The sequence below is a fragment of the Polaribacter sp. R2A056_3_33 genome, from assembly GCF_019278485.1.
In the GTDB taxonomy this organism is placed as follows: domain Bacteria; phylum Bacteroidota; class Bacteroidia; order Flavobacteriales; family Flavobacteriaceae; genus Polaribacter.
In genome coordinates this window covers 1,488,337-1,512,711 of sequence record NZ_CP058984.1, presented here as the reverse complement: position 1 = coordinate 1,512,711, position 24,375 = coordinate 1,488,337, and the positions used below count along the sequence as shown (strand labels likewise).

Below are 24,375 nucleotides of genomic sequence, written 5' to 3'. Positions count from 1 at the left end.
AAAGAAATACTACGAGGCTTATCATAGAAAGGACTAAATTGTACGTTATTATTTCTGATCGATTTTTTTATCGGGTCTTAGAATGGCATAAATAACATTAGAAATGAAAATAGAAATTATTAGAACAAATTCTGAAAACCCAGATTTTATCAATTTGGTAAAACAGTTAGATGGCTACTTAAAAATTATGGATGGAGCAGAGCACGATTTTTACAATAAGTTTAATAATATAGATGTTTTAAAGAATGTGGTGGTTGTTTCTGTTGATAAAAAAGCAGTTGGCTGCGGAGCAATTAAAAAGTTTGATAATACTTCTTTAGAGGTAAAAAGAATGTTTGTTTCTCCTGATGAAAGAGGGAAAGGAATCGCACAAAAAGTATTACAAGAATTAGAAACTTGGGCAAAAGAATTAGGGTATAAAAAATGTGTATTAGAAACTGGTAAAAGACAAGTAGAAGCTGTTAAATTCTATCAGAAATGTAATTACAAAGTGATTGAAAATTATGGACAGTATAAAGAAATGGAAAATAGTGTTTGTTTTGAAAAAGCATTGTAAAAGTCAATAAATTAAAATGGAAAACCTATGAACGCAGATGTAATTATTATTGGTGGCGGTTTAGCAGGTTTATGCAATGCAATTCATTTATCAAAATTTGGTAAAAAAGTTTTACTGATTGAAAAAAATGAATATCCGAAACATAAAGTTTGTGGTGAATATATTTCAAATGAAGTATTGCCTTATTTAGAATTTTTAGATGTAAATCCGTTTGATTTTGGTGCGGTAAAAATTAAAAATTTTCAATTATCAACGACCAAAAATAAACTGATTTCAGCAAAATTACCTTTGGGTGGTTTCGGAATTTCTAGGTATCAATTAGATTTTGTATTATCAGAAAAAGCAACAAAAAATGGAGTTACAATACTACAAGATTCAGTAGTAAATATCGATTTTAAAGAGGATGTTTTTTTAGTTGAAACCAAAGAGCATAATAGTTTTCAATCTAAAATTTGTATTGGCGCTTTTGGCAAACGTTCTTTATTAGACGTAAAATTAGAAAGAGATTTCATCAAAAAAAAATCACCTTATTTAGGCGTAAAAATCCATGTAAAAGGAAATTTTAAAGAAGATTTAGTAGCACTTCATAATTTTAAAGGTGGTTATTGCGGTGTTTCTAAAGTGGAAAATGATGCGATTAATTTGTGTTATATCACCAATTACGCGTCTTTTAAAAAGTATAAAAATATTGATGATTTTCAGGAACAAGTCGTTTTTAAAAATCATTTTTTAAAAGAAATATTTAATAATTCTGAAGCTGTTTTTGAGAAGCCATTAACCATTAGTCAGGTTTCTTTTGAAACTAAAAAACCAGTAGAAAACCATATTTTAATGTGTGGCGATTCTGCAGGAATGATTCATCCGCTTTGCGGAAACGGAATGAGTATGGCAATTCAGTCTGCACAAATTGCATCTAAATTGATTTTAAATTACTTGAATGGTAAAAATATGTCTAGAAAAGAGCTCGAAAAGCAATATATTAGACAGTGGAATAAAAAATTTAGTTTGCGTTTAAAAGCAGGTCATTTTATAGCAATGTTATTTCGAAAAGATAGAATTGCATCGATTTTATTACAAATTTTAAAGAAACTACCTTTTTTATTACCAATCATTATCAAGCAAACCCATGGTAAACCAATGAAAATTTAATGGACTTTTTTATCAGCACAAAAAACAGAACAGACAAAGAAGAACTGATGGATGATTTTTCTATTGGTGGAGATTTACTGCGAGATACTTTAGATAAGTTAGAAAATATAAATCGATATTTAGGCGGAAATTTAGTTACTTTAAACTCCCTTAAAAAAGTACTAAAAAATCACCCAAAAGAACAAGAGTTAACCATTGTAGATATTGGTTGTGGTCATGGAGATATTTTACGAGATGTGGCAAAATTTGGAAGAAAGAAAGGCTATAAAATGACATTGTTAGGTATTGATGCAAACCCAACAGCAATAGCATATGCCAATGAATTATCTACAGCGTTTCCAGAACTGAGTTTTAAAACGGAAGATATTTTTTCTGATTCTTTTAAAAACAGACAATTCGATGTGGTGTTGGCAACCTTATTTTTACATCATTTTAAAGAAGAACAATTGGTTTCTTTTTTAGGAGACACTTTAAAACAAACAAAAATAGCAATTGTAGTAAACGATTTGCATCGACATAAATTGGCGTATTATCTGTTTATGTTATTGTCTCTTTTTATTAAAAATAAAATGATTATTGAAGATGGATTAACATCTGTATTAAGAGGATTTAAAAGAAAAGATTTAGAAAGAATCTCTCAAAAATTAAATGTAGAGCCACAAGTTTCTTGGAAATGGGCATTCCGTTTTCGATGGATGCTATCAAGTTAAAAGTTTTAGACTTTTAATTTAAACCACAAACATAAGGTGAAACCTGTGTCGAAATAAATTAGTGCGAATTCGTGAAATTAGTGTCTAAAAATATGAAAGTAAAAATAACATCGGTTGCAAAACAACTTCCAAAATATTATAGGGAAACCAAAGATATTATTCCGTTTGTAAAATTATGGATGCAAGATCAAGATACTCGTTTTCAAAGAAAAGTTATTAAACTTTTTGAAGGAGCAGGCGTAGATAAAAGGTATTCAATTATGGATCCGGAAGAAGTTTTTATAGCGACTTCTTTTGAAGAAAAAAATAATATTTATACAAGAGAAGTTGTAAAACTAGCAGAACAATCTTTAACAAAATCATTAGAGAAAGCAAATTTAGAACCTACGGATATCGATTATATAATTACCGTAAGTTGTACCGGAATTATGATTCCGTCTATGGATGCTTATTTGATTAATTCTCTGCAAATGAAACAAGATATTGTACGTTTGCCAGTAACAGAAATGGGTTGTGCAGCCGGAGTTTCTGGTATTATTTATGCGAAGAATTTTTTGAAAGCGAATCCGAATAAAAGAGCTGCTGTAATAGCTGTTGAAGCACCAACAGCAACTTTTCAGTTAAATGATTATTCGATGACAAACATTGTAAGTGCTGCTATTTTTGGTGATGGAGCTTCTGCTGTTATTTTGTCTTCTTATGAAGAAGATAAAGGTCCAGAAATTATTGATGAAGCCATGTATCATTTTTACGATGCTACTTCTATGATGGGTTTTAAATTGGTAAATACAGGTTTACAAATGATTTTAGATAAGGAAGTTCCGCAGAAAATATCAGATCATTTTCCGGCAATTGTACATCCGTTTTTAGAACGAAATAATTTAACTATTGATGATGTAGATCACTTAATTTTTCATCCGGGAGGAAAAAAAATTGTACAAACTGTAGAAGATTTATTCGGTGTTTTAGGGAAAAATATAGACGATACAAAAGAAGTTTTACGATTATACGGTAATATGTCTAGTGCAACCGTTTTGTATGTTTTAGAACGATTTATGGATCGAAATCCTGCAAAAGGAGAACGTGGTTTAATGTTGAGTTTTGGTCCAGGTTTTTCTGCACAAAGAATATTGTTGGAGTGGTAAAGTATAGTTACAATACTGTGTAAAAAATAGAGCAAATGAACCAAATAGAAATTATAAAAAACCTTCCTTATACAAATCCATTTTTGTTTGTTGATGAATTGACAGAAATTTCAGAAAATGGAGTTACTGGAAATTATACATTCAACGAAAGTGCCTTTTTTTATGAAGGTCATTTTAAAGGAAATCCGATTACGCCAGGTGTTATTTTAACGGAAACCATGGCACAAATTGGCGTTGTTTGTTTGGGAATTTATTTATTAAAAGACGAAATTTCTTCCGAAGAAAAAAAAACACAAATTGCGTTAACTTCTAATCAGGTTGATTTCTATTTACCCGTTTTACCAAATGAAAAAGTAACTGTAATTTCAGAGAAAGAATATTTTAGATTCAATAAATTAAAGTGCAAAGTAAAAATGATGAATGATAAAAATGAACTGGTTTGCAGAGGAACTATTTCTGGAATGATAATAGCTAAATAAGATGAAAAATAGAGTTGTAATTACTGGTTTAGGAGTTGTAGCTCCAAATGGAGTAGGTTTGCAGGAGTTTACAAATGCAATAAGATTAGGGAAATCTGGAATTACCTTTCATCAGAATTTAATGGACAAAGGGTTTTCTTGCTGTATTGGTGGAATTCCGGAAGTTTCTGAAGAAAAAAAAGCAACATACTTAACACCTTTACAACTACGTGGGTTTAATAGTACTTCTATTTTATACGGATGTATAGCAGGAATTGATGCCTGGAAAGATGCAGGTTTTTCTGTAGATGAAAACTCTAAATTAGACTATGATTCTGGTTTAATTTTTGGAACAGGAACCTCTGGTATTGAAAAATTTAGAGAAGCAATTTATAAAATTGACGATCAAAATGTAAGGCGTTTAGGAAGTACTTCTGTAGTGCAAACTATGGCAAGCGGAATTTCGGCCTATTTAGGTGGAATTCTAGGTTTAGGAAACCAAGTAACCACAAATTCATCTGCTTGTACAACAGGTACAGAAGCCTTGTTATTAGGTTTCGAACGTATTAAAAACGGAAAAGCAAAACGAATGTTGGTTGGCAGTTCTAGCGACAGTAGTTTGTATACTTGGGGCGGATTTGATGCCATGAGAGTGATGTCTTATAAACACAATGAAACTCCAGAAAAAGGATCGAGACCTATGAGTGAAACTGCATCAGGTTTTGTTCCTGGAAGTGGTGCAGGAGCCTTGGTTTTAGAATCTTTAGAGAGTGCTTTAGCAAGAAATGCGACTATTTATGCAGAAGTTTTAGGAGGAAATATAAATTCTGGCGGACAAAGAAATGGCGGAACGTTAACGGCTCCAAATGCAGAAGCTGTTCAGAAATGTATTACGGATGCAATTTTAGATGCCAATATTTCTGCTGATGAAATTGATGTTATTAACGGACATTTAACAGCAACCTCAAAAGACAGTTTAGAAATAGAAAATTGGACCAAAGCAATGCAAAGAAAAGGAACAAATTTTCCACATATTAATTCATTAAAATCTATGGTTGGCCATTGTTTGGCTGCTTCTGGCGCTATTGAATCTGTAGCTGCTGTTTTACAAATTAAAGAACAATTTGTGTTTCCGAATATCAATTGTGAAGATGTTCATCCAGAAATTTCTGAATTAATTTCTACAGATAAAATTCCGACAAAAATGATGGAAAAAAACATTACTATTTTAGCAAAAGCAAGTTTTGGTTTTGGTGATGTAAATGCTTGTGTTATCTTTAAAAAGTATAAACTGTAACTAATTTAAGAAAAAGAAAGACCTCAAAGGTTTTAAAAGCTGTGAGGTCTAAAACAATAAATAAAATATGACAAAAGAAGAAATTATATCAAAGTTAACTACAATTGTAAAGCCTTATGTTCAAAATGAAGAAGGTTTTAAAAAGTTAAATGAAGACACAGATTTTATAAACGATTTAGAAATAAATTCAGCAAACTTAGTAGACATTATTTTAGATGTAGAAGACGAGTTTAAAATAGAAATAGACAATGCTTCTATGGAGAAAATGCTTTCTGTAAAGGCAACCATTGCTGTAATTCAATCTAAAATGGATGCATAATATTGGTAATGATATTGTTGATTTAAACCTTGCTAAAACCGAAAGTAATTGGCAACGAAAAGGGTTTTTAGAGAAGCAATTCACCCAAAAAGAACAAGAAGAAATTCGTAATGCAGACAATCCATTTTTAAAAGTTTGGCAATTTTGGTCTATGAAAGAAGCGGCTTATAAGAGTTATACTCAAAAAGTAGAAACACGTTTTTTTGCGCCTCAAAAATTTGAATGTAGTTTCGTTTCGTTAATAGAAGGGGTTGTTCTTTTTGAAGATCATAAATATTATACAAATACAAGTTTAAACTCATTTTATATCCATACAATTGCCAAAGAGCTGAAAAGTGAGGATGCTATTTATTTTAAGATTGGCTCATCAAAAAATATTCATATCGATTTAAAAACACAATTGGCGATAGAAACAGGAGTTTTATCCGATGAAATCGTAAAAATAAAAACAACTGTTGGTGCTCCTTTGTTTTATCACAAGAAAAAAATATTAACCAAATCTTGCTCAATTTCGCATCATGGGAATTATGGTGCCTTTGTATTTACTTTAGAAAATTAAAATAATATATGTCGCAATTAAAAGTTAAAGAAGCACTTTATAAGCAATGTGAAACTTTTGTAAATAAACGCTTAGATACGGTTACTGAAATTATTTCCTCTAATCAAAAAGCATTGCAATCAGAAACTAAAAGTTCTGCTGGCGATAAGCACGAAACTGGTAGAGCCATGTTGCAGTTAGAAATGGAAAAAGCGAGTCAGCAACTTGTCGGAATTACACAAATGAAAGAAATTTTAGCTAAAATTGATGTTTCAAAAACGTCAAATATTGCACATCTAGGCACGGTGATTGAAACAAATATGACTAATTATTTTTTATCTATTTCTGCAGGTAAACTTACGGTTGATAATAAGGTGTATTTTGCTATTTCTGTTTCGTCTCCAATCGGTAAGTTGTTGTTAGGTAAAAAGATAGAAGATGCGATTGTTTTTAATGGAAATACAATAATTGTAAAAGGACTAAAATAATAATCAGTATTTTAGAGTTTTAAACACCTTAAATAAATGTCGATTAACATGCATAGAACTCATAATTACTTAAAGCTCCAACAATCAAATTTTGATATTGTAAATTTTCTGGACTTAGAGAAGTTCGAAAGTGAAGAAATTCTTACAAAAAATCATAAAGTAGATTTTTATGCATTAATTTTTATAACAGAAGGAAAAGGCAAACACTCAATTGATTTCTCTGATTATGATTATGATAAAGGGACTATTTTGGCTATTAGAAAAGATCAAATGCATCGGTTTTATTTAAATAAGGCAACAAAAGGTTTTCTATTATGTTTTAAAGAAGAGTTTTTAAATAGTTATTTAAATGAAATTGAGGTTGCAAATGCAATTCAGATGTTTAATGAGTTATTAGTTTCTCCAAAAACACAATTAAAAGACTGCGATTTTGAGAGTATTTTTAAATTAATAAAAGGAATAGAAAAAGAAGTTTTAGTTGTAAATGATATTTACTCTTTTAAACTGATAAGGAGTTTACTACATATTTTAATTACTTTGATTTATAGAATAAAATCGACCGGATATAACACTTTGCAGCAAAGTAAGTATTTAAAAGAGTTTATTATATTTCAAAATTTACTAGAAGAAGATTACTACAAAACTAAAAAAGTTTATGATTATGCAAATAAGTTAGGGTATTCTGCAAAGAAGCTTAATATGGTTGTAAAATTTATAGCAAATAAATCTGCTAAAGAGTTTATAGATGATACTGTTATAATTAAAGTGAAAAGATTGCTGATACATTATAATCTTTCTATAAAAGAGATTGCTTTTAAAACTGGTTTTAATGAGCCTACTAATTTGTATAAATATTTTAAAAAACACACTAATTCTACACCAGAAGAATTTAGAAAAAAATATGTGTAATATTTTTTTGAATATAAATTTATTTAAATAACATTAAACTTCTATGATTTAAAGGCTGTATTCTCTTAAAAAAAATATTCTGATTAGGTGAATTCTTATTTATTTTCCCATTTCTACAGTTTTTAGGAGTATTATTATTCAAAAATGTTTTTAATTAACTTTAGTTTTGCTACAAATAATTAAGATTTCCCCCAATTTCTTCAATTTTTAGGAAGCGATTCTTGTTTTTTAAAAACATATATTTAAATCATTTTAATTTTTATAATTAAGATGATTTTTTTTGTGCTAAATTTTTAAAATTGATTAATATTAAATATTACTACTTTGAATTTAAGACTCATAAAGAAGTTTGCTGTTGAAGGCTTTTTTTTAAATAAGTGGTCTTGAAGTTTACGCATCAATTTTTTTTCAATTAAAAGGAGTATTTTTGTTTTTTACAAATCATTATTTTCAAAATGAAAAAGACACTATTTCTCTTAACGATGCTCTTTGCTGTACATTCATTTGGACAATCTAATTTTAAAAGTTTTTTTAAGCTCTCTCCACCAATTAAAAAATGGGTGTTTTTTCATCCTTTTAAAGCAACAAAATCTTTAGAAATTTCTAAAGAAACAAATAGGGTTGCAGATTCAATTGCAAAAACAGACTTGTTAGATAAAGATGGAGCAGGTGGGCAGGTAGATGCTTTTAGGCATGCTTACTGGATGGCAAGATTAGCACAAGAAATGGGTGTGAGTTCTGCACGTTCTTTAGGAGAAGCACATGAAAAAGAAAATTATTTAACATACAAAAAACAAAAATTAGAAGATGGTGTTGTGCCAGATGAAATTTCATCTGAAATGGATTTACATAATAATGAAGAAGGGTTAAAATTAATTGCAAAAGGAAGTGTTGTTTCTAGAAAAGGGTTAATCTATAGAATTGTAAATGCTATTGAGGAGGGAAAAATGAAAATCATAAAAAAAGATAAAAAAGGTAATTTTTTAACTTGTAATGGAGAAGTGATTCACAAAGAGGGGCTTAGAGGTAAATGGGAAAATGATAAATGTCTAATCTCTTCGGATACTAAATAAGTGGCTTGTTTTAATTGGTAAAATATACTACAACGTATTCGTTCAATAGATATAGTGGTTGGAGGGCGTGTAGTTTTAAAATATCAGTAACAGCAAGGTTTCTAGTGATAATTATCATAAAAATTAAATACACTAAAGACCTACTTTTGTCTACTTAAATTAAAGTCAATTTTTATAAAAAATAATAAAATTAATATTAAAAATTATGGAATTTTTTTTAGAATTACTCACTAAAGATTACTTTGTGTTATTTCTAGTTATTGGTTTAGGAATCGCCTTAGGAAACATTCGTATAAAAGGAATAAGTTTTGATACTTCTGCGGTTATTTTTGTCGCTATCTTTTTTGGATATCTGTACAATTTAAATGGCATTACTTTTAATATTCCTCCAATTATTCAAAGTGTAGGTTTGGTGTTATTTATTTACACCATAGGTATGCAAGCAGGACCTTCTTTTTTTAGTTCTTTTAAAGAACAAGGAGCTAAATTAATCCTTTTGGCAGGTATTACGGTTATATCAGGTGGTATTACTGCTGTGTCTATTTCTTATATTTATGATGTAGATATGAATATGATGAGCGGTTTGCTAACAGGAGCACTAACATCTACACCTGGTTTGGCTGCTTCTATAGAAGCCTCTCAATCTCCTTTAGCGTCTATTGGTTATGGTATTGCATATCCGTTTGGAGTTTTAGGTGTTATTTTGTTTGTAAAATTAGGACCTGCATTATTTAGAATAAACATTAAGAATGAAGAAAAAGATTTTGAAGAAAAATCGAAATCGAGCACTCCAATGGTGATCAATAAAAACTTAATTATCTCTAATGAAAACGTAAACGGTAAAACGATTAGAGAGTTGAGAATTCGTTTTATGACCAAAGCGAATATTTCACGTATAATGAAGCCTAATCAATTACCTATTTCTCCTACAAAAGATACTATTTTAGAAACGGGAGATATTATAAAAGCAGTAGGTACGGTAAATGCGTTACAAAGAATAGAGGTTTTATTAGGTAAAGTTACCGATATTAAAATTCCTAGAAGTGGAACTTACGAAGTAAAGTGGTATGTAGTAAGTAATGATGCTGTGGTAAATAAAACCATTGAAGAACTTAATCTTCTAGAAAATTATTCTGCTACCATAACACGTATTAGAAGAGCTAGTATCGATTTAGCTCCACATCCATCAACCAAAATAAAATATGGTGATAAAATTTTAGTCTCTTGTTCTAAAGGAAATGTTCCTGCGGTGACGCAACTCTTTGGAGATAGTTTAAAAAGAATAGGTCAAACAAGTTTTTTACCTGTAGCATTTGGTATTGTTATCGGTATTCTTGTAGGTGCCATTGCTATACCGTTAGGTGGTATTGGTTTAAAATTAGGTCTTACTGGTGGGGTACTTTTATCTTCTATATTTTTAAGTTGGAAAGGAAAGTTTGCTACTGTAATTTGGAATTTATCAGGTCCTGCAAACCAAATATTACGTCAGTTTGGGCTTTTGTTATTTCTTACTCCTGTTGGTTTAAAAGCAGGACAAAGCTTAATTTCAGCAATCGAAAAACATGGTTTTATTTTATTTCTATATGGCGCTTTAATTACTTTGATTCCTATGATTATTACTGTTCTTGTTGGACGATTTCTCTTAAAAATAAACTTTTTGTCTGTTTTAGGAGCCTTAACAGGAGGTATGACTTCTACACCAGGATTAAGTGCAACAGACTCTATGACCGATTCGGATGCTCCGCAAATTGCTTACGCAGCTGTGTATCCTTTTTCATTGGTGCTTATAATTATTGTAGCAGAAGTAATGGCAGTGTTATAACACGTTAAAAAATAAGGTAATATTTAAAACAAAAACATCATATTAAAACGATTCTAAATAACCAAAAAACAACCATTATTATTTCAGTAAAGCGTATCTAAATGGTACATTTGTAAAACAACAATTATAACTTAATTATACATTTATACAATGAGCGGATTTTTCAAATCTTCAGTTGGAAGAAAGATAGCCATGGCGCTTTCTGCATTCTTTTTAATGTTCTTCCTTTTACAGCATTTTGCAATCAATCTTTTATCAGTTCTAAGCCCAGATACTTTTAACGAAGTTTCACACTTTATGGGAACAAACCCTTTAATACAGTTTGCCTTGCAACCAGTATTAATTTTTGGTGTAGTTTTTCATTTTGTAATGGGATTTATCTTAGAATTAAAAAACAAAAAAGCAAACGGAGTTGGGTATGCAAAAAACAATGGTGCAGCTAATTCATCTTGGATGAGCAGAAACATGATTTGGAGTGGTGCTGCTATTTTAGCATTTATCATTTTACATTTTATCGATTTCTGGTTTCCAGAAATTAACACAAAATTTATTCAAGGCGATTGGTCTGGTACTTTAGAAGGAATAGAAGGTTACCGTTACCATGAGGAGTTGTTGCATAAATTTGTAAACCCTATTAGAGTTGCTGCTTATGTTGTTGCTTTTGTTTTCTTAGGATTGCATTTAGCACACGGATTTACATCAGCATTTCAATCTATGGGTTCTACATCTGGACGAAAAAAAACATTACAAACAATAGGTAAAGCATATTCAATTATAATTCCTTTAGGATTTATTTTTATTGCACTTTATCATTACTTAAACCATTAATCTATACAATATGGCTTTAGATTCAAAAGTACCTCAAGGTCCAATTAAAGATAAATGGACAGATTATAAAAATAAAATTGACTTGGTAAACCCTGCAAACAAACGTAATATAGACGTTATTGTTGTAGGTACAGGGTTAGCTGGTGGTTCTGCCGCAGCAACATTAGCAGAGTTAGGGTATAATGTAAAAGCATTTGCTTACCAAGATTCTCCAAGAAGAGCGCATTCTATTGCGGCACAAGGAGGAATTAACGCTGCAAAAAATTATCAAGGAGATGGAGATTCTACTTACAGATTATTTTATGATACTGTAAAAGGTGGAGATTACCGTTCTCGTGAAGCAAACGTGTATCGTTTAGCTGAGGTTTCTGCAAATATCATTGATCAATGTGTGGCACAAGGAGTTCCTTTTGCACGTGATTATGGTGGTTTGTTAGACAATCGTTCTTTTGGTGGAGTTTTAGTTTCTAGAACTTTCTATGCAAAAGGACAAACTGGTCAACAATTATTATTAGGAGCTTATTCTGCAATGAATAGACAAATTGCTCGTGGTAAAATAGAGATGTTTAACAGACATGAAATGTTAGACGTTGTCATTGTTGATGGAAAAGCAAGAGGAATTATTGCTAGAAATTTAATTACAGGAGAAATTGAGCGTCATTCTGCACATGCTGTTGTAATTGGTTCTGGAGGTTATGGTAACGTATATTTCTTATCTACAAATGCAATGGGTTCTAACGCTACTGCAGCTTGGAAAATCCATAAAAAAGGAGCATATTTTGCAAATCCTTGTTATACACAGATTCACCCAACATGTATTCCTCGTTCTGGAGATTATCAGTCTAAATTAACATTGATGTCTGAGTCTTTACGTAATGATGGACGTATTTGGGTTCCTAAAAACATGGAAGATGTTTTAGCAATTAGAGAAGGAAAGAAAACTGCTAAAGATTTAACAGAAGACCAAAGAGATTACTATTTAGAAAGACGTTACCCTGCATTTGGTAACTTAGTACCACGTGATGTTGCATCTAGAGCAGCAAAAGAACGTTGTGATGCTGGTTACGGAGTAAATGCAACAGGAGAAGCTGTTTATTTAGATTTTGCATCTGCTTTTACTCGTTATGGAGAAGAGCAAGCTAAGATTCATAATATAAAAAATGCATCACCTGCAAAAATAAAAGAATTAGGACAAGAGATTGTTAGAGCAAAATACGGAAACTTATTTCAGATGTATGAGAAAATCATAGATCAGAATCCATATGAAACTCCAATGATGATTTATCCAGCAGTACACTATACAATGGGTGGTGTTTGGGTTGATTATAACTTAATGACAACGATTCCTGGATGTTATTGTATTGGAGAAGCAAACTTCTCTGATCACGGAGCAAACAGGTTAGGAGCTTCTGCATTAATGCAAGGTTTAGCAGATGGTTATTTCGTATTACCTTATACTATTGGAGATTATTTATCTGATGACATTAGAACTGGAAAAATTTCAACAGAAACTCCAGAATTTATTGAGGCAGAAAAAGAAGTTACAGAAAGAATCAATCACTTTATTAATAATAAAGGAACAAAATCTGTAGATTATTTCCATAAGAAATTAGGAAAAGTAATGTGGGACAAGGCAGGTATGTCTAGAAACGCAAAAGGATTACAAGAAGCAATGGTGGAAATTAAAGCCATTCGTGAAGAATTTTGGAAAGAAGTTTCTGTACCAGGATCTTCAAATGAAATGAACCCAGAATTAGAAAAAGCAGGTAGAGTTGCAGATTTCTTAGAATTAGGTGAGTTATTTGCTAAAGATGCTTTAATGAGAGCAGAATCTTGTGGAGGTCACTTTAGAGAAGAATCTGCAGAATTAGATGGTCCTCAAAAAGGAGAAGCAAAACGTAACGATGTAGATTTCGCTTTTGCAGCTGCTTGGGAATATAAAGGAGAACCTGCAGATGCGGTTTTACACAAAGAAGAATTAGAGTTTAACGATATTGAATTGAAACAACGTTCATACAAATAAGAAAGACAAGATGAATTTAACACTTAAAATTTGGAGACAAAAAGACGCTGGTTCAAAGGGTCAAATGGTAGACTATAAAGTGAATGATATTTCAGAGCACATGTCTTTTTTAGAAATGATGGATGTTTTGAATGAACAATTAGTAAATGGTGGTGAAGAACCAGTTGCTTTTGATCATGATTGTAGAGAAGGTATCTGTGGTGCTTGTTCTTTATATATTAATGGAGAAGCTCATGGACCAGACAGAGGTATAACAACCTGTCAGTTACACATGCGTATGTTTAACGATGGCGATACTATTACAATAGAGCCATTTAGAGCAGCAGCATTTCCTGTTATAAAGGATTTAGTAGTAGACAGAATGGCTTTTGAGCGTATTCAGCAATCAGGTGGTTACATTTCTGTAAACACTTCTGGTAATACACAAGATGCAAACTCTTTACCTATTTCTAAACACGCAGCAGATGATGCTATGGATGCAGCAACTTGTATTGGTTGTGGTGCTTGTGTGGCTACTTGTAAAAACTCTTCTGCAATGTTATTTGTTGGTGCAAAAGTATCTCAGTATGCTTTGTTACCACAAGGACAAGTAGAGGCTGCAGATCGTGTTAAAAACATGGTTGCACAAATGGATTTAGAAGGTTTTGGTAACTGTACAAATACAGGAGCTTGTGAGGTAGAATGCCCTAAAGGAATTTCTTTAGACAATATTGCAAGAATGAATAGGGAGTTGATGAAGGCTAATTTATAATAAGATAGTTTAAACGTCATTGCGAGTTTTTACGAAGCAATCTTAAAGTAAATTAATAAATATAAAAACCCAAAACTATTTTAGTTTTGGGTTTTTTGATATAAAAAAAAATTAAACGATTTCCTTAAAAAATTAGACTGGTGTAATGTTTAATTTTTCTAAAATTAGAAGTAATCCTTCTACATCTAACTTTGTATGTCCTTTAATAACCATTTTCTGTTAAGCCTAAATGAAGTGCCATTTCATAACGGCTTATACCAACTTGTTTTCTTTTTCGATGTAAAAATAAGTAAAATTAGTATTTAAAATATTTCCATTTTGGCATACCTGAAAACAGTGATTCAGTATACCTATAGTTGGGTATGCTATAATGGAAAGTGATTCTTTAGGTTTTTAAAAATGTCTTTTCCATCTTTGGAAAGAGAAAAATACTGTGAAAAAGAAAATTTCTTCCCTCCAAAATAACATTATTACTACGAGTTTTATACGAATTAATCTATCAATAGATTGTAACGAGTGTTATTCCGTAAAGAGAGTTCTTTAAAGTGATTTAAGAACCTCTTAATTAATAGTAAAAAAAACTCCGCTTGCGGAATTAAGAAATGTAAAAATGAAGCGATTGAGAAATCTCATTGATGTGTAAACCTTTTTCTACCAATTTTTAGAGAATTTTAAACTTGTTGACTCATATAAAACTCTAAACATTTTTAAATCAATAAACCTAAATAATTTAGGTTACAAAATTTTATAGTATGAAAAAAGTGATTTTAGCAATGGTTTTTATTTTTGCAACAGGAACAGTAATGAATGCATCTACAGAAAGTTCTATTAACAATTTATATGTTGAACCTGCGGAAGACTGTGCAGGACAATCTTTAAATATGTACAATTTTTTAGAAGCTTTTACAGGTGACTGGGAATATGCTTTTGAGCTTTCTGAAGCTCAATTAACAGAGTGTTTAAATAATGCAGGATATTAATTATTAGATATAAATTTATAGCATTGGGGATTTTTCCCAATGCTATTTTTAAAATAAAAAATATGAAGTTAATTTTAGTATGTTTTTTTGCATTCAGTAATATATTTTTATTGAACAGTCAATCAGTTTATGGGAATGTTGAGTATAAGTCTAAAATAAATGGTTCATTTATAAGTGAAGATGTAATAAATAAAGAAAAAGATAAAAATTTAAGAAACACGTTAAGTTTTTTAAATTCTAGCATTAAAAATAATCAAAATAAGTTTGTTTTTGTTTTAGATTTTAATAGAAATGTATCTGTTTTTTCTATGAATAAAATCTTGAATGTAGATAATGATACACAGTTAAAATACGCAATTATTACAAATAGCGGGAAAGATATTTTTTATCAAAACATTATAAGTCGGAAAAAAATTAAAAAAAAAATAATGTTTGGAGAAGAATTTAATATAGTTAGTAATTTAGATTCACTAAAATGGGAATTGACAAGAGAAGAGAAGAAAATTGGAAAATATAATTGCTTTAAAGCTATAACTTATTTAAATAAAAAAACAAAAATAGAAGCTTGGTACACAACACAAATACCTTTTGGTTTTGGACCAAAAGGATTTGGAGGTTTACTGGGATTAATAATAGAATTAAAGGAAAATAATATTATTTATTTTGCAAATAAAATTACTTTGAAAACAAATAAAATATTTGAGATTGAAATTCCTAATACCCAAAATACAATCTCAATAGAAAAATATGATAGTATAGGCAGAAGTGCTAAATCTCGATTAAAAAAAATGTAATTATTCTTTATAAGTTATAACGAGTGTTATTCCGTAAAGAGAGTTCATTAAAGTGATTTAAGAACCTCTTAATTAATAGTAAAAAAAAACTCCGCTTGCGGAATTAAGAAATATAAAAATGAAACGATTGTCATTTCGAAATGAGCTTTTTTAAGCGATTGAGAAATCTCATTGATGTGTAAGCCTTTTTCTACCAATTTTATAGAATTTTAAACTTGTTAACTCATCTAAAGTTCTAAATATTTTTAAATCAATAAACCTAAATAATTTAGGTTACAAAATTTTATAGTATGAAAAAAGTGATTTTAGCAATGGTTTTTATTTTTGCAACAGGAGCTATGATGAGTTCAACCAATATTTTAAATGATGTGTGCTGGGATAATGCGGAATCTGCTGTTTATTTCGCAGAGATTGAAGCTACGCCTTGGTATGGTTTTGGAGGTTTAAGCTATGAAGAATCGTATGATGTCTTTGCAGAAGCTTATGATTCGTACCTTGGAAATTGGCAATAATGAAAACGGTTTTACAGTTTTTCACTATCAAGACAAAAAAAATAATAATAAATTAAAGACCTCAAGAATTGCATCTTGAGGTTTTAATTTAAAAAAAATCAATATGAGAATACTTAAAATAACAATTATATTATTTTTTATTACTTATAACATAAACTCTCAAAATTCATTTAGAGCATATTATAATGTAGAAGTAATAGATAGTACAAAATTTAAAGTTCCTGAAAAGTATTTGGGAACCAAACATGAAGTGTTACTTATAAAAAGAAAAAAAGAGACACTTAAAACTATTTCACTTTCAAAAAAAATAGACTTTATTTTAGATTTTGATAATATGAAATCTATTTTTTATTTACCAAAACAGCTAGACATAAAAAAAGGATATATTTCTATAATTAAAAGAATAGGAAGATTTAAGGGTACTTACTTTACAAATCAAGAAGGCGTTTTATGGGAAAAAAATTCTTTTGGTCAAGATTTCTTAGTTACACTTCCTGCAAATAAATGGAATATTACGAACTTATCAAAAAAATGTGGAAAGTACTTGTGTTATAAAGCAACTTTAATAAATGAAATTGAAACTAGTAGAGGTTTAAAAAAAAGGCACATTACAGCTTGGTTTTCACCCGAAATTCCCTTTAATTTTGGGCCAAAAGAATTTAGTGGGCTTCCAGGTTTAATTATGCAATTGCAAGAAGGTAATATGCAATATCAATTAAAAGAGATTGTTAAAGTTGACAATTCAAAAATTGGACAAACCAAAATTGGAAGGAAAATTAATTTGTATGAATTCAATTTGTTGAGTAAAAAAATGTACAAAAGTTTAAAATTAAAAAATCCAGATTAGTATTTATCATTTTTTTGTTTACATTTTAACCCTTTAGTTGTGATGATTTAACAGGTGTAATTCTAGAATTAGTAACGTACAGGAAAATATATTATGCTAATAAAATTACTTTAAACCTAAAATAGTATTTGAAATAATTGACGGAATTAAAATAACTAAAGAAGCATATTCAGATTTTTATAAAATTTAGTTTTTTTATAATTGAAACCTTTCATTTTATAAATCGTTTTTAATAGTAAAGTTGTATAAATTAATTGTTATGAAAAATTTTATAACCCTTATAATTTGTTGTTTTTCAATAACGGTTTTTTCTCAGAAAATAAGTGGTAAAGTTACTTATGTGGTTTCTATGGAATCATTTTCAAAAGAAAAAATAGATTCCATATCTAAAAAATTGAAGTCAAAAAAAGTAAAAATGGACAAATGGATGCGAGATGTTTTTGAAAACACACCCAATGTAAATGCCTATTTAGAGTTTTCTAATGATGAGTCTTTATATTACGTAGAGGATAAAATGCAAAATGATGGAAAACCCATTTTTAATGTAAATAGAACTTTTGCTGGAGGAGATAATAGATATTATAAAAACACAAAAACGAATGAGTATTTTAATGAAAGTAGCACTTTTGGAGAATTATTCTTAATAGAAATTAATCCTAAAAAGTGGAAAATAACACAAGAATCTAAAAAGATTGGTAGATATCTATGTTTTAAAGCAATTGATATTGAATCAACTAGCAAAAAAATGAAACCTGTAGTTTGGTTTACACCAGAATTACCTGTTAGTTTTGGTCCTTTAAAGTATAATGGTTTACCTGGTTTGGTGCTTTTAGTAGAACTCTCTAAAAGAACTATTAGTGCATCAGAAATAATTATAAACCCTAAAAAAGAAATTGTAATTAAAAAACCTACAAAAGGTAAAAAAATGACAGCCGAAGAGTCTAGAAAAAGAGGAGAAGCGTTTTGGAAAAGTATTGAAAAACAATAAACATTCTATGAAAAACAAATTCTTATTTCTATTATTGTTTAGTATCACCACTTTTTGTTTTTCGCAAAAAGTAACCCTTTCAGGTTCTGTAAAAGACAGTTTACTAAATCCAATGTCTTATGCCAACGTTATTGCAAAACCAAAAGATGTTTCTAAAAACTTACAATTTGCCATAACAGATAACGAAGGCTATTATAAATTGCTTTTAGAAAAAGGAGATACCATAACAATTAGTATTTCTTATTTAGGATATAAACCTATAGAATATCAATTTATAGCCTTAAAAACTACTAAAAAAGACTTTGTATTACAACAATCTTCAGAACAGTTAGATGAGGTGGTTATAGAAATGCCAGTTACAGTAAGAGGAGATACCACTACTTATAAAACCGATAAATTTATAAACGGTACAGAACGCAAACTTAAAAATGTTTTAAAAAAATTACCTGGAGTAGAAGTAGATAAAAACGGAACGGTTACTGTGCAAGGTAAAAAAGTAACCAAAATGTTGGTAGATGGTAAAAAGTTTTTTGGTGGTAATTCTAAATTGGCAGTAGAAAACATTCCTGCAGATGCTGTTGGCAATATAGAAGTAACCGATAATTATAACGAAGTTTCATTCTTAAAAGGATTAACAGATTCTGATGAGATGGCAATGAACATCAAACTAAAAGAAGATAAAAAACGCTTTGTTTTTGGTGATGTAGATGCGGGTAAAGGCAACAACGACTTTTATAAAACTAGCGCCAATTTGTTTTATTATTCACCCAAAACCAATGTCAATTTTATAGGAAACATTAATAATATAGGCGAAAAAACATTTACGTTTAGAGATTATATGAGTTTTTCTGGCGGTATGAATGCTATATTTAGCGGTAGTTTTAAATGGAAAGGTGGTGATTTTTCTCAGTTTTTAGAAAGTAGAGATTTGCAGACAAGTAGCCAAAAATTTGGAGCTTTAAACATTACAAAAACGGCAACTTCTACCTTAGATGTTTCTGGTTATGCTATTTTTTCGAATACAAATACCAGTAGTTTTGTAGAAAACCAAAACGAATATACCACGTTTACAGAACAAAGAACTAATAAAACAGCCACAGATAATTTGTTAGGTATTGGGAATCTAAATATAGAGTACACACCAAATAATAAAGAAAAATGGTATGCAAGAACACAAGTAAAAAGGACTAATAACACCAAATTAAATACAGTTGCTTCCTTAATAAATGCCAACACAAATACCATTGCTACAGACAGCCATTTAACAGCAACGTACATCAACCAAAATATAGAATGGCACAAAAGACAAAATGATAAACACACGTTTTCATCCATTTTTAATTATGTGTTTGATAAAAGTGATAAAACCAATTATTGGCAAACGCAAGATGCTATTTTACAAGGTTTAATTCCGGCAGATACAAATCAAGAATTGTTAAGAATTCATCAACTAAAAAACACCAAAGAACAAAATATTGATGCTATTTTTAAACACTTTTGGGAAATTAACAACAGCAATCATATTTACACAACGTTGGGTAATAAATTTTTAAACGAAGATTTTGTTAGTGATGATTTTCAGACGTTAGATAACGGCACCACAAATAATTTTTCTTCGGATGATTTTGGCAACGATTTAAATTTAAAGCTAAACGATTTCTTTGTAGGATTGCATTATAAGTTTAGAGCAGGAATTTTTACTTTAAAACAAGGTGTAGAATTACACAATTACAAATGGCAATTAGACAAACAAACCCATTTAGAAAACAACAAATGGATTGTTTTACCAGATTTCTTAGCAAAAATTGAGTTTAATAAATCCAAAAAAATTACCATTAATTACAATTTAAAAACGTCTTTTTCTGATGTAGGTAAATTTGCCAATCGGTTTTATTTACAATCGTATAATTCGGTTTTTAAAGGAAATGAAAACTTAGAAAACAATTTATATCACGCCGCGCGTATTTATTATAGTAGATTTAGTTTGTACAGAGGTTTAATGTTGTTTGCAAACTTAAATTATAACAAACAGATAAAAGGAGTTAGAAATACAGTAGATTTTAATGATGTTAACCAGTTTTTAACCGTAAAAATGTTCGACAATCCGTCTGAAGATCTTCATGGAAATATACATTTAGAAAAAAGTATAAAAAACATAAAATATAAGTTTGATGTTGGTTTTAGTAACAATAAATACCTACAAGAGTTAAACGGAAATACCCAAACCAATAAAAATAATGGGTATAATTACGAAGTAGGTTTCGAAACCATGTTTGATAATTTTCCGACAATAGAAGTTGGTGTAAGTAGAGATATTGGTAAATTTATTTCTAGTAATTCTACTTCAAAATTTATAACTACAGAACCTTTTGTAACCGTAGATTACGATTTTTTAAAAGGCTTTATTTTTAATTTCGATTATAAGTTAAGTAACTATCAGAATAAAACATTGGGGCAAAAAAATGTGTATGAAATAGCAAATACAACCTTGTCTTATGAAAAAGAAGATGCTGCTTGGTCTTATAAAATAAGTGTCCAAAATATGTTTAATACACAATTTAAACAAAGTAATAGTTTTTCAGATTATTTAATATCAGATAGTAAAACCTTTATTTTACCAAGAATAATCATGTTTAGTATTGGGTATAATTTGTAGTTTTTTTTTCATACAGTTTGTCATTTCGACGATAGGAGAAATCACATAATGCTATTCAGTTTTGTGTTATCACTGTTATGCGACTTTTCAATACTTCGAAGTGACAAGTTTGGAGATTCTTTTTATAATACATACCTTTTAAGAAAAAAAAGGATGCTAAACCTACAAAAAGGATTTCATAGTTATTATGTTTATATAATTACAAATAGTTACCGTTCCACATTTTATATTGGAGTAACAAATAACTTAAAAGAACGTTTGCAACAACATAAAACAAACATACTTGAAAAGAAGAAAACATTTGCAGCAAAATATAATATTGAGTTCTTAGTGTATTACGAAAAACATACTTGGATTCAATTGGCTATTGCTAGGGAAAAGGAATTGAAAAAATGGAGACGTTAGAAGAAACTAGCACTTATAAAAGAAGTGAACCCTTCTTTTACTTTTTTGAATAATGAATTTGATTAATAATGTTTGGTTTTCATGCAGTTTTGTCATTCCGACGATAGGAGAAATCACATAATACTGTTGAGTTTTGTGTTATCACTGTTATGCGACTTCTCAATACTTCGAAGTGACAAGTAGTATGTATTAATAAGAATTGTTATGTTTTCTATTGGATAGAAGTCATAGAGTTTTTAAATTCTAATAACTGATAACTATTTCCGTCCAAAATCTGCAGGAATTTCTCCCCAAGCTTTGGTTTCCCATTTTAGAATTGGATTTTTATAAGTATTATTTTTTAGCCAAGTTTCGGCTCTTTTTATCAAGTCTAATAAATCTTTGTTAGAAGCATCAAAATGCATGTTGGTTTTGCATCTTTTCTGCTTTACCCAACTCATGGCAATTTTAGAATCGGAATAAATAGGGATGTTTTCTTTGTTCTTGCTCTTTAACAAAGCGATTCCGTGGACTAGAGCTAAGAATTCGCCAATATTGTTAGTTCCTCTAGCAAATGGGCCTTTTATAAAAATTTGTTGCTTATTATGCGTTAAAACACCTCTGTATTCCATTTTACCAGGATTTCCAGAACAAGCTGCATCTACAGAAATACTTTCTAAAATAGGTCTCCCAATTTTTTCTTTTTCTGTTGATGATAACGTCTTCTTTTTAGTATCTTTCCCTACATAGTCTGCATAATTTTTGGTTGCAGCTATTTCGGCTTCATTTAAATCTGCGAACGATTTATATTGAGCACCTTCAAAACCATCAATTTGCTTTTTACAGACTTTCCAAGACGTAAAAACCCCTTTTCTGTGTCCGTTCCAAACTACATAAAACTTTTTTTTACTCATTTATGGCTAAAATTACATCTTCAATAACTCTAGGAAAGTAACGTTGCTCTAAAATATGGATCTTTTCTGCAATATTATCAGGAGAATCTGCTTCATTTAAGGCTGTTTTTGCCTGATAAATGATGGCACCTTCATCATAATTGGCATTTACGTAGTGAATTGTAATACCCGTTTCTGATTCTTTATTTTCTTTTACTGCCTTATGAACGTTCATACCATACATCCCTTTTCCACCATATTTTGGTAACAAGGCAGGGTGAATATTGATAATTTTATTTGGAAAAGCATCGATAATTTTGGTTGGAATTTTCCATAAAAAACCTGCTAAAATAATGTAATCTGCCTGCTCTTTTAATAGGTTTAGTATTTCATCCGAAGTAAAAAAAGCTTCTTTTTTAAAGTGTAAACATTTGATGTCTAATTTCTTACATCTATCAAATACTTTGGCATGTTCATTGTTACATAGCACAGTGGTAACCTTAGCGGTTTTAGTATGATTAAAAAATTTAATAATGTTTTCTGCGTTCGTTCCAGAACCAGATGCAAAAATAACAATACGCTTCATAACTTCATTTCTAAGCTACAAAAAAAAGAATAATTATTAACAAATTGATTATTTTAAGAGAAGATTAAATATTTTTATTTACTTTTAAGAATCATTTTTAGGACAAAAATTAGTTTTAATTGCTAAGATTTGTATTTTTGCCCCGATTAAAATTTTAAAAAACACAAAATTATGTCAGACATTGCATCAAGAGTAAAAGCTATTATCGTAGACAAATTAGGCGTAGACGATAACGAAGTAACAACAGAAGCTAGCTTCACAAACGATTTAGGAGCAGATTCTTTGGATACTGTTGAATTAATTATGGAATTCGAAAAAGAATTTGATATTCAAATACCAGATGATCAAGCAGAGAACATCGGAACAGTAGGTCAAGCAGTAAGCTATATTGAAGAAGCTAAAAAGTAAATTTATATGCAGTTAAAACGAGTTGTAGTCACTGGACTTGGCGCACTTACGCCAATTGGTAATAATATTGAAGAGTATTGGAATGCTTTAGTTAACGGAGTTAGCGGTGCAGCACCTATCAAGCGGTTTGATGCTGCCAAGTTCAAAACTCGTTTTGCATGTGAATTAAAAAACTTTGAGGTAACGGACTTTATTAATAGAAAGGACGCTAGAAAAATGGATCCATTTACGCAGTATGCAATGGTAGCTTCTGATGAGGCTATTGCAGATGCAAATTTTGATCTAGAAAAATTAAACAAATTACGCGTTGGTGTAATTTGGGGAGCAGGAATTGGAGGCTTAGAAACTTTTCAAAACGAAGCTATAAATTTTGGAGCCGGAGATGGTACGCCAAAATTTAACCCATTTTTTATCCCAAAAATGATTGCAGATATTGCGCCAGGAAATATTTCTATTAAAAATGGATTTATGGGGCCAAATTATACTACGGTTTCTGCATGTGCGTCATCTGCGAATGCAATGATTGATGCTTTAAATTACATTCGTTTAGGTACTTGTGATGTTATTGTAACTGGTGGCTCGGAAGCTGCAGTTGTAATTTCTGGTGTTGGTGGTTTTAATGCCATGCACGCCTTATCTACAAGAAACGAAAGTCCAGAAACAGCATCTAGACCTTTTGATGCAGAACGAGATGGTTTTGTATTAGGTGAAGGAGCAGGTGCTTTGGTTTTAGAAAGCTATGAGCATGCTAAAGCTAGAGGAGCAAAAATTTATGCTGAGGTTATTGGAGGAGGAATGTCTTCTGATGCCCACCATATGACTGCACCACATCCAGAAGGAATTGGTGTGATTGCTGTAATGAATAACTGCTTAGAAAATGCAGGTATTAAACCAGAAGATGTAGATCATATTAATACACATGGTACTTCAACTCCTTTAGGAGATGTTGCAGAATTGAAAGCAATTTCTGCAGTTTTTGGAGAACATGCTAAAAACATTAATATTAATTCTACAAAATCTATGACAGGTCACTTGTTGGGAGCTGCAGGAGCTATAGAGTCTATAGCTGCAATTTTAGCCATGAAAAATGGTATTGTACCTCCAACAATTAATCATGTTAATGTAGATGAAAATATCAATCCAGAATTAAACTTAACTTTAAATAAAGCTCAAAAGCGCGATATTAATATTGCTATGAGTAATACTTTTGGTTTTGGTGGACATAATGCATGTGTTGCATTTAAAAAACTTGATGAATAAT

Annotated in this window: 25 protein-coding genes and 1 pseudogene; 24 read left to right on the top strand and 2 right to left on the bottom strand. The window is 30.1% G+C overall.

Annotated elements, in window-relative coordinates; genetic code table 11:
• The first annotated feature begins 103 nt into the window (after positions 1 to 103).
• The 22 genes and pseudogenes from H0I29_RS06515 (at position 104) to H0I29_RS06410 (ending at position 21,314) form a co-directional block, all read left to right on the top strand.
• Positions 104 to 556: a GNAT family N-acetyltransferase gene (locus H0I29_RS06515; protein ID WP_218754828.1), complete on the top strand. Its 453-nt coding sequence runs from the start codon at positions 104 to 106 to the stop codon at positions 554 to 556.
• Positions 557 to 583: 27 nt separating this feature from the next.
• Positions 584 to 1,705: an NAD(P)/FAD-dependent oxidoreductase gene (locus H0I29_RS06510; RefSeq protein WP_218754827.1), complete on the top strand. Its 1,122-nt coding sequence runs from the start codon at positions 584 to 586 to the stop codon at positions 1,703 to 1,705.
• Complete coding sequence (locus tag H0I29_RS06505; protein WP_218754826.1) at positions 1,705 to 2,415, top strand: methyltransferase domain-containing protein; 711 nt, start codon at positions 1,705 to 1,707, stop codon at positions 2,413 to 2,415. The genes H0I29_RS06510 and H0I29_RS06505 overlap by 1 nt, the downstream gene beginning before the upstream one ends.
• Positions 2,416 to 2,507: 92 nt before the next feature.
• Positions 2,508 to 3,560, top strand: a complete 1,053-nt coding sequence (locus tag H0I29_RS06500; RefSeq protein ID WP_218754825.1) for a type III polyketide synthase — start codon at positions 2,508 to 2,510, stop codon at positions 3,558 to 3,560.
• Positions 3,561 to 3,595: 35 nt separating this feature from the next.
• Positions 3,596 to 4,039: a 3-hydroxyacyl-ACP dehydratase FabZ family protein gene (locus tag H0I29_RS06495; RefSeq protein ID WP_218754824.1), complete on the top strand. Its 444-nt coding sequence runs from the start codon at positions 3,596 to 3,598 to the stop codon at positions 4,037 to 4,039.
• A 1-nt stretch (position 4,040) separates the two neighbouring features.
• Positions 4,041 to 5,315, top strand: a complete 1,275-nt coding sequence (locus H0I29_RS06490) for a beta-ketoacyl synthase (RefSeq protein ID WP_218754823.1) — start codon at positions 4,041 to 4,043, stop codon at positions 5,313 to 5,315.
• Positions 5,316 to 5,382: 67 nt separating this feature from the next.
• Complete coding sequence (locus tag H0I29_RS06485) at positions 5,383 to 5,634, top strand: acyl carrier protein (RefSeq protein ID WP_218754822.1); 252 nt, start codon at positions 5,383 to 5,385, stop codon at positions 5,632 to 5,634.
• Complete coding sequence (locus tag H0I29_RS06480; RefSeq protein ID WP_218754821.1) at positions 5,627 to 6,193, top strand: 4'-phosphopantetheinyl transferase superfamily protein; 567 nt, start codon at positions 5,627 to 5,629, stop codon at positions 6,191 to 6,193. The genes H0I29_RS06485 and H0I29_RS06480 overlap by 8 nt, the downstream gene beginning before the upstream one ends.
• Positions 6,194 to 6,201: 8 nt before the next feature.
• The gene (locus tag H0I29_RS06475) at positions 6,202 to 6,660 is read left to right on the top strand and encodes a 3-oxoacyl-ACP synthase (protein WP_218732018.1); all 459 of its coding nucleotides are present in this window, start codon (positions 6,202 to 6,204) and stop codon (positions 6,658 to 6,660) included.
• 48 nt (positions 6,661 to 6,708) lie between these two features.
• Entirely contained in the window at positions 6,709 to 7,569 is an 861-nt protein-coding gene (locus tag H0I29_RS06470; RefSeq protein WP_218754820.1) for a helix-turn-helix transcriptional regulator, read from the top strand.
• Positions 7,570 to 8,024: 455 nt separating this feature from the next.
• On the top strand, positions 8,025 to 8,642 hold the full coding sequence (locus H0I29_RS06465) for a hypothetical protein (protein WP_218754819.1): 618 nt from the start codon (positions 8,025 to 8,027) through the stop codon (positions 8,640 to 8,642).
• A 205-nt stretch (positions 8,643 to 8,847) separates the two neighbouring features.
• The gene (locus H0I29_RS06460; protein ID WP_218754818.1) at positions 8,848 to 10,464 is read left to right on the top strand and encodes an aspartate:alanine exchanger family transporter; all 1,617 of its coding nucleotides are present in this window, start codon (positions 8,848 to 8,850) and stop codon (positions 10,462 to 10,464) included.
• Between the two features lie 150 nt (positions 10,465 to 10,614).
• The gene (locus H0I29_RS06455; protein WP_218732014.1) at positions 10,615 to 11,292 is read left to right on the top strand and encodes a succinate dehydrogenase cytochrome b subunit; all 678 of its coding nucleotides are present in this window, start codon (positions 10,615 to 10,617) and stop codon (positions 11,290 to 11,292) included.
• Positions 11,293 to 11,302: 10 nt separating this feature from the next.
• Positions 11,303 to 13,315, top strand: coding sequence for a fumarate reductase/succinate dehydrogenase flavoprotein subunit (locus tag H0I29_RS06450; RefSeq protein ID WP_218754817.1), 2,013 nt, complete (start codon positions 11,303 to 11,305; stop codon positions 13,313 to 13,315).
• A 10-nt stretch (positions 13,316 to 13,325) separates the two neighbouring features.
• Positions 13,326 to 14,066 (top strand): succinate dehydrogenase/fumarate reductase iron-sulfur subunit, encoded by a 741-nt coding sequence (locus H0I29_RS06445; protein ID WP_218754816.1) that lies wholly within the window; start codon positions 13,326 to 13,328, stop codon positions 14,064 to 14,066.
• Between the two features lie 752 nt (positions 14,067 to 14,818).
• Complete coding sequence (locus tag H0I29_RS06440) at positions 14,819 to 15,046, top strand: hypothetical protein (protein ID WP_218754815.1); 228 nt, start codon at positions 14,819 to 14,821, stop codon at positions 15,044 to 15,046.
• Between the two features lie 62 nt (positions 15,047 to 15,108).
• Positions 15,109 to 15,840: a GLPGLI family protein gene (locus H0I29_RS06435; protein WP_218754814.1), complete on the top strand. Its 732-nt coding sequence runs from the start codon at positions 15,109 to 15,111 to the stop codon at positions 15,838 to 15,840.
• 290 nt (positions 15,841 to 16,130) lie between these two features.
• The gene (locus H0I29_RS06430; RefSeq protein WP_218732010.1) at positions 16,131 to 16,352 is read left to right on the top strand and encodes a hypothetical protein; all 222 of its coding nucleotides are present in this window, start codon (positions 16,131 to 16,133) and stop codon (positions 16,350 to 16,352) included.
• 103 nt (positions 16,353 to 16,455) lie between these two features.
• On the top strand, positions 16,456 to 17,199 hold the full coding sequence (locus H0I29_RS06425) for a GLPGLI family protein (protein WP_218754813.1): 744 nt from the start codon (positions 16,456 to 16,458) through the stop codon (positions 17,197 to 17,199).
• A 259-nt stretch (positions 17,200 to 17,458) separates the two neighbouring features.
• A complete protein-coding gene (locus H0I29_RS06420) occupies positions 17,459 to 18,187 on the top strand; it encodes a GLPGLI family protein (protein WP_218732008.1) in 729 nt (242 codons plus the stop codon).
• A 7-nt stretch (positions 18,188 to 18,194) separates the two neighbouring features.
• Positions 18,195 to 20,843, top strand: a complete 2,649-nt coding sequence (locus H0I29_RS06415; RefSeq protein ID WP_218754812.1) for a carboxypeptidase-like regulatory domain-containing protein — start codon at positions 18,195 to 18,197, stop codon at positions 20,841 to 20,843.
• 153 nt (positions 20,844 to 20,996) lie between these two features.
• Positions 20,997 to 21,314 (top strand): annotated as a pseudogene (locus H0I29_RS06410) (GIY-YIG nuclease family protein).
• Positions 21,315 to 21,505: 191 nt separating this feature from the next.
• On the opposite strand, the gene H0I29_RS06405 reads toward H0I29_RS06410, so the two are convergent.
• On the bottom strand, positions 21,506 to 22,141 hold the full coding sequence (locus H0I29_RS06405) for a viroplasmin family protein (RefSeq protein ID WP_218754811.1): 636 nt from the start codon (positions 22,139 to 22,141) through the stop codon (positions 21,506 to 21,508).
• On the bottom strand, positions 22,134 to 22,706 hold the full coding sequence (locus H0I29_RS06400) for a phosphoribosylglycinamide formyltransferase (RefSeq protein ID WP_218754810.1): 573 nt from the start codon (positions 22,704 to 22,706) through the stop codon (positions 22,134 to 22,136). Before H0I29_RS06400 ends, H0I29_RS06405 begins: the two co-directional genes overlap by 8 nt.
• A 171-nt stretch (positions 22,707 to 22,877) precedes the next feature.
• Between H0I29_RS06400 and H0I29_RS06395 the strand changes: the two genes are divergently transcribed.
• Entirely contained in the window at positions 22,878 to 23,114 is a 237-nt protein-coding gene (locus tag H0I29_RS06395) for an acyl carrier protein (protein WP_004569249.1), read from the top strand.
• 6 nt (positions 23,115 to 23,120) lie between these two features.
• Positions 23,121 to 24,374 carry a beta-ketoacyl-ACP synthase II gene (gene fabF / locus H0I29_RS06390; RefSeq protein ID WP_165731459.1) on the top strand — a complete coding sequence of 418 codons (1,254 nt, stop codon included), beginning with the start codon at positions 23,121 to 23,123 and terminating at the stop codon, positions 24,372 to 24,374.
• The last annotated feature ends 1 nt before the right edge of the window (position 24,375 follow it).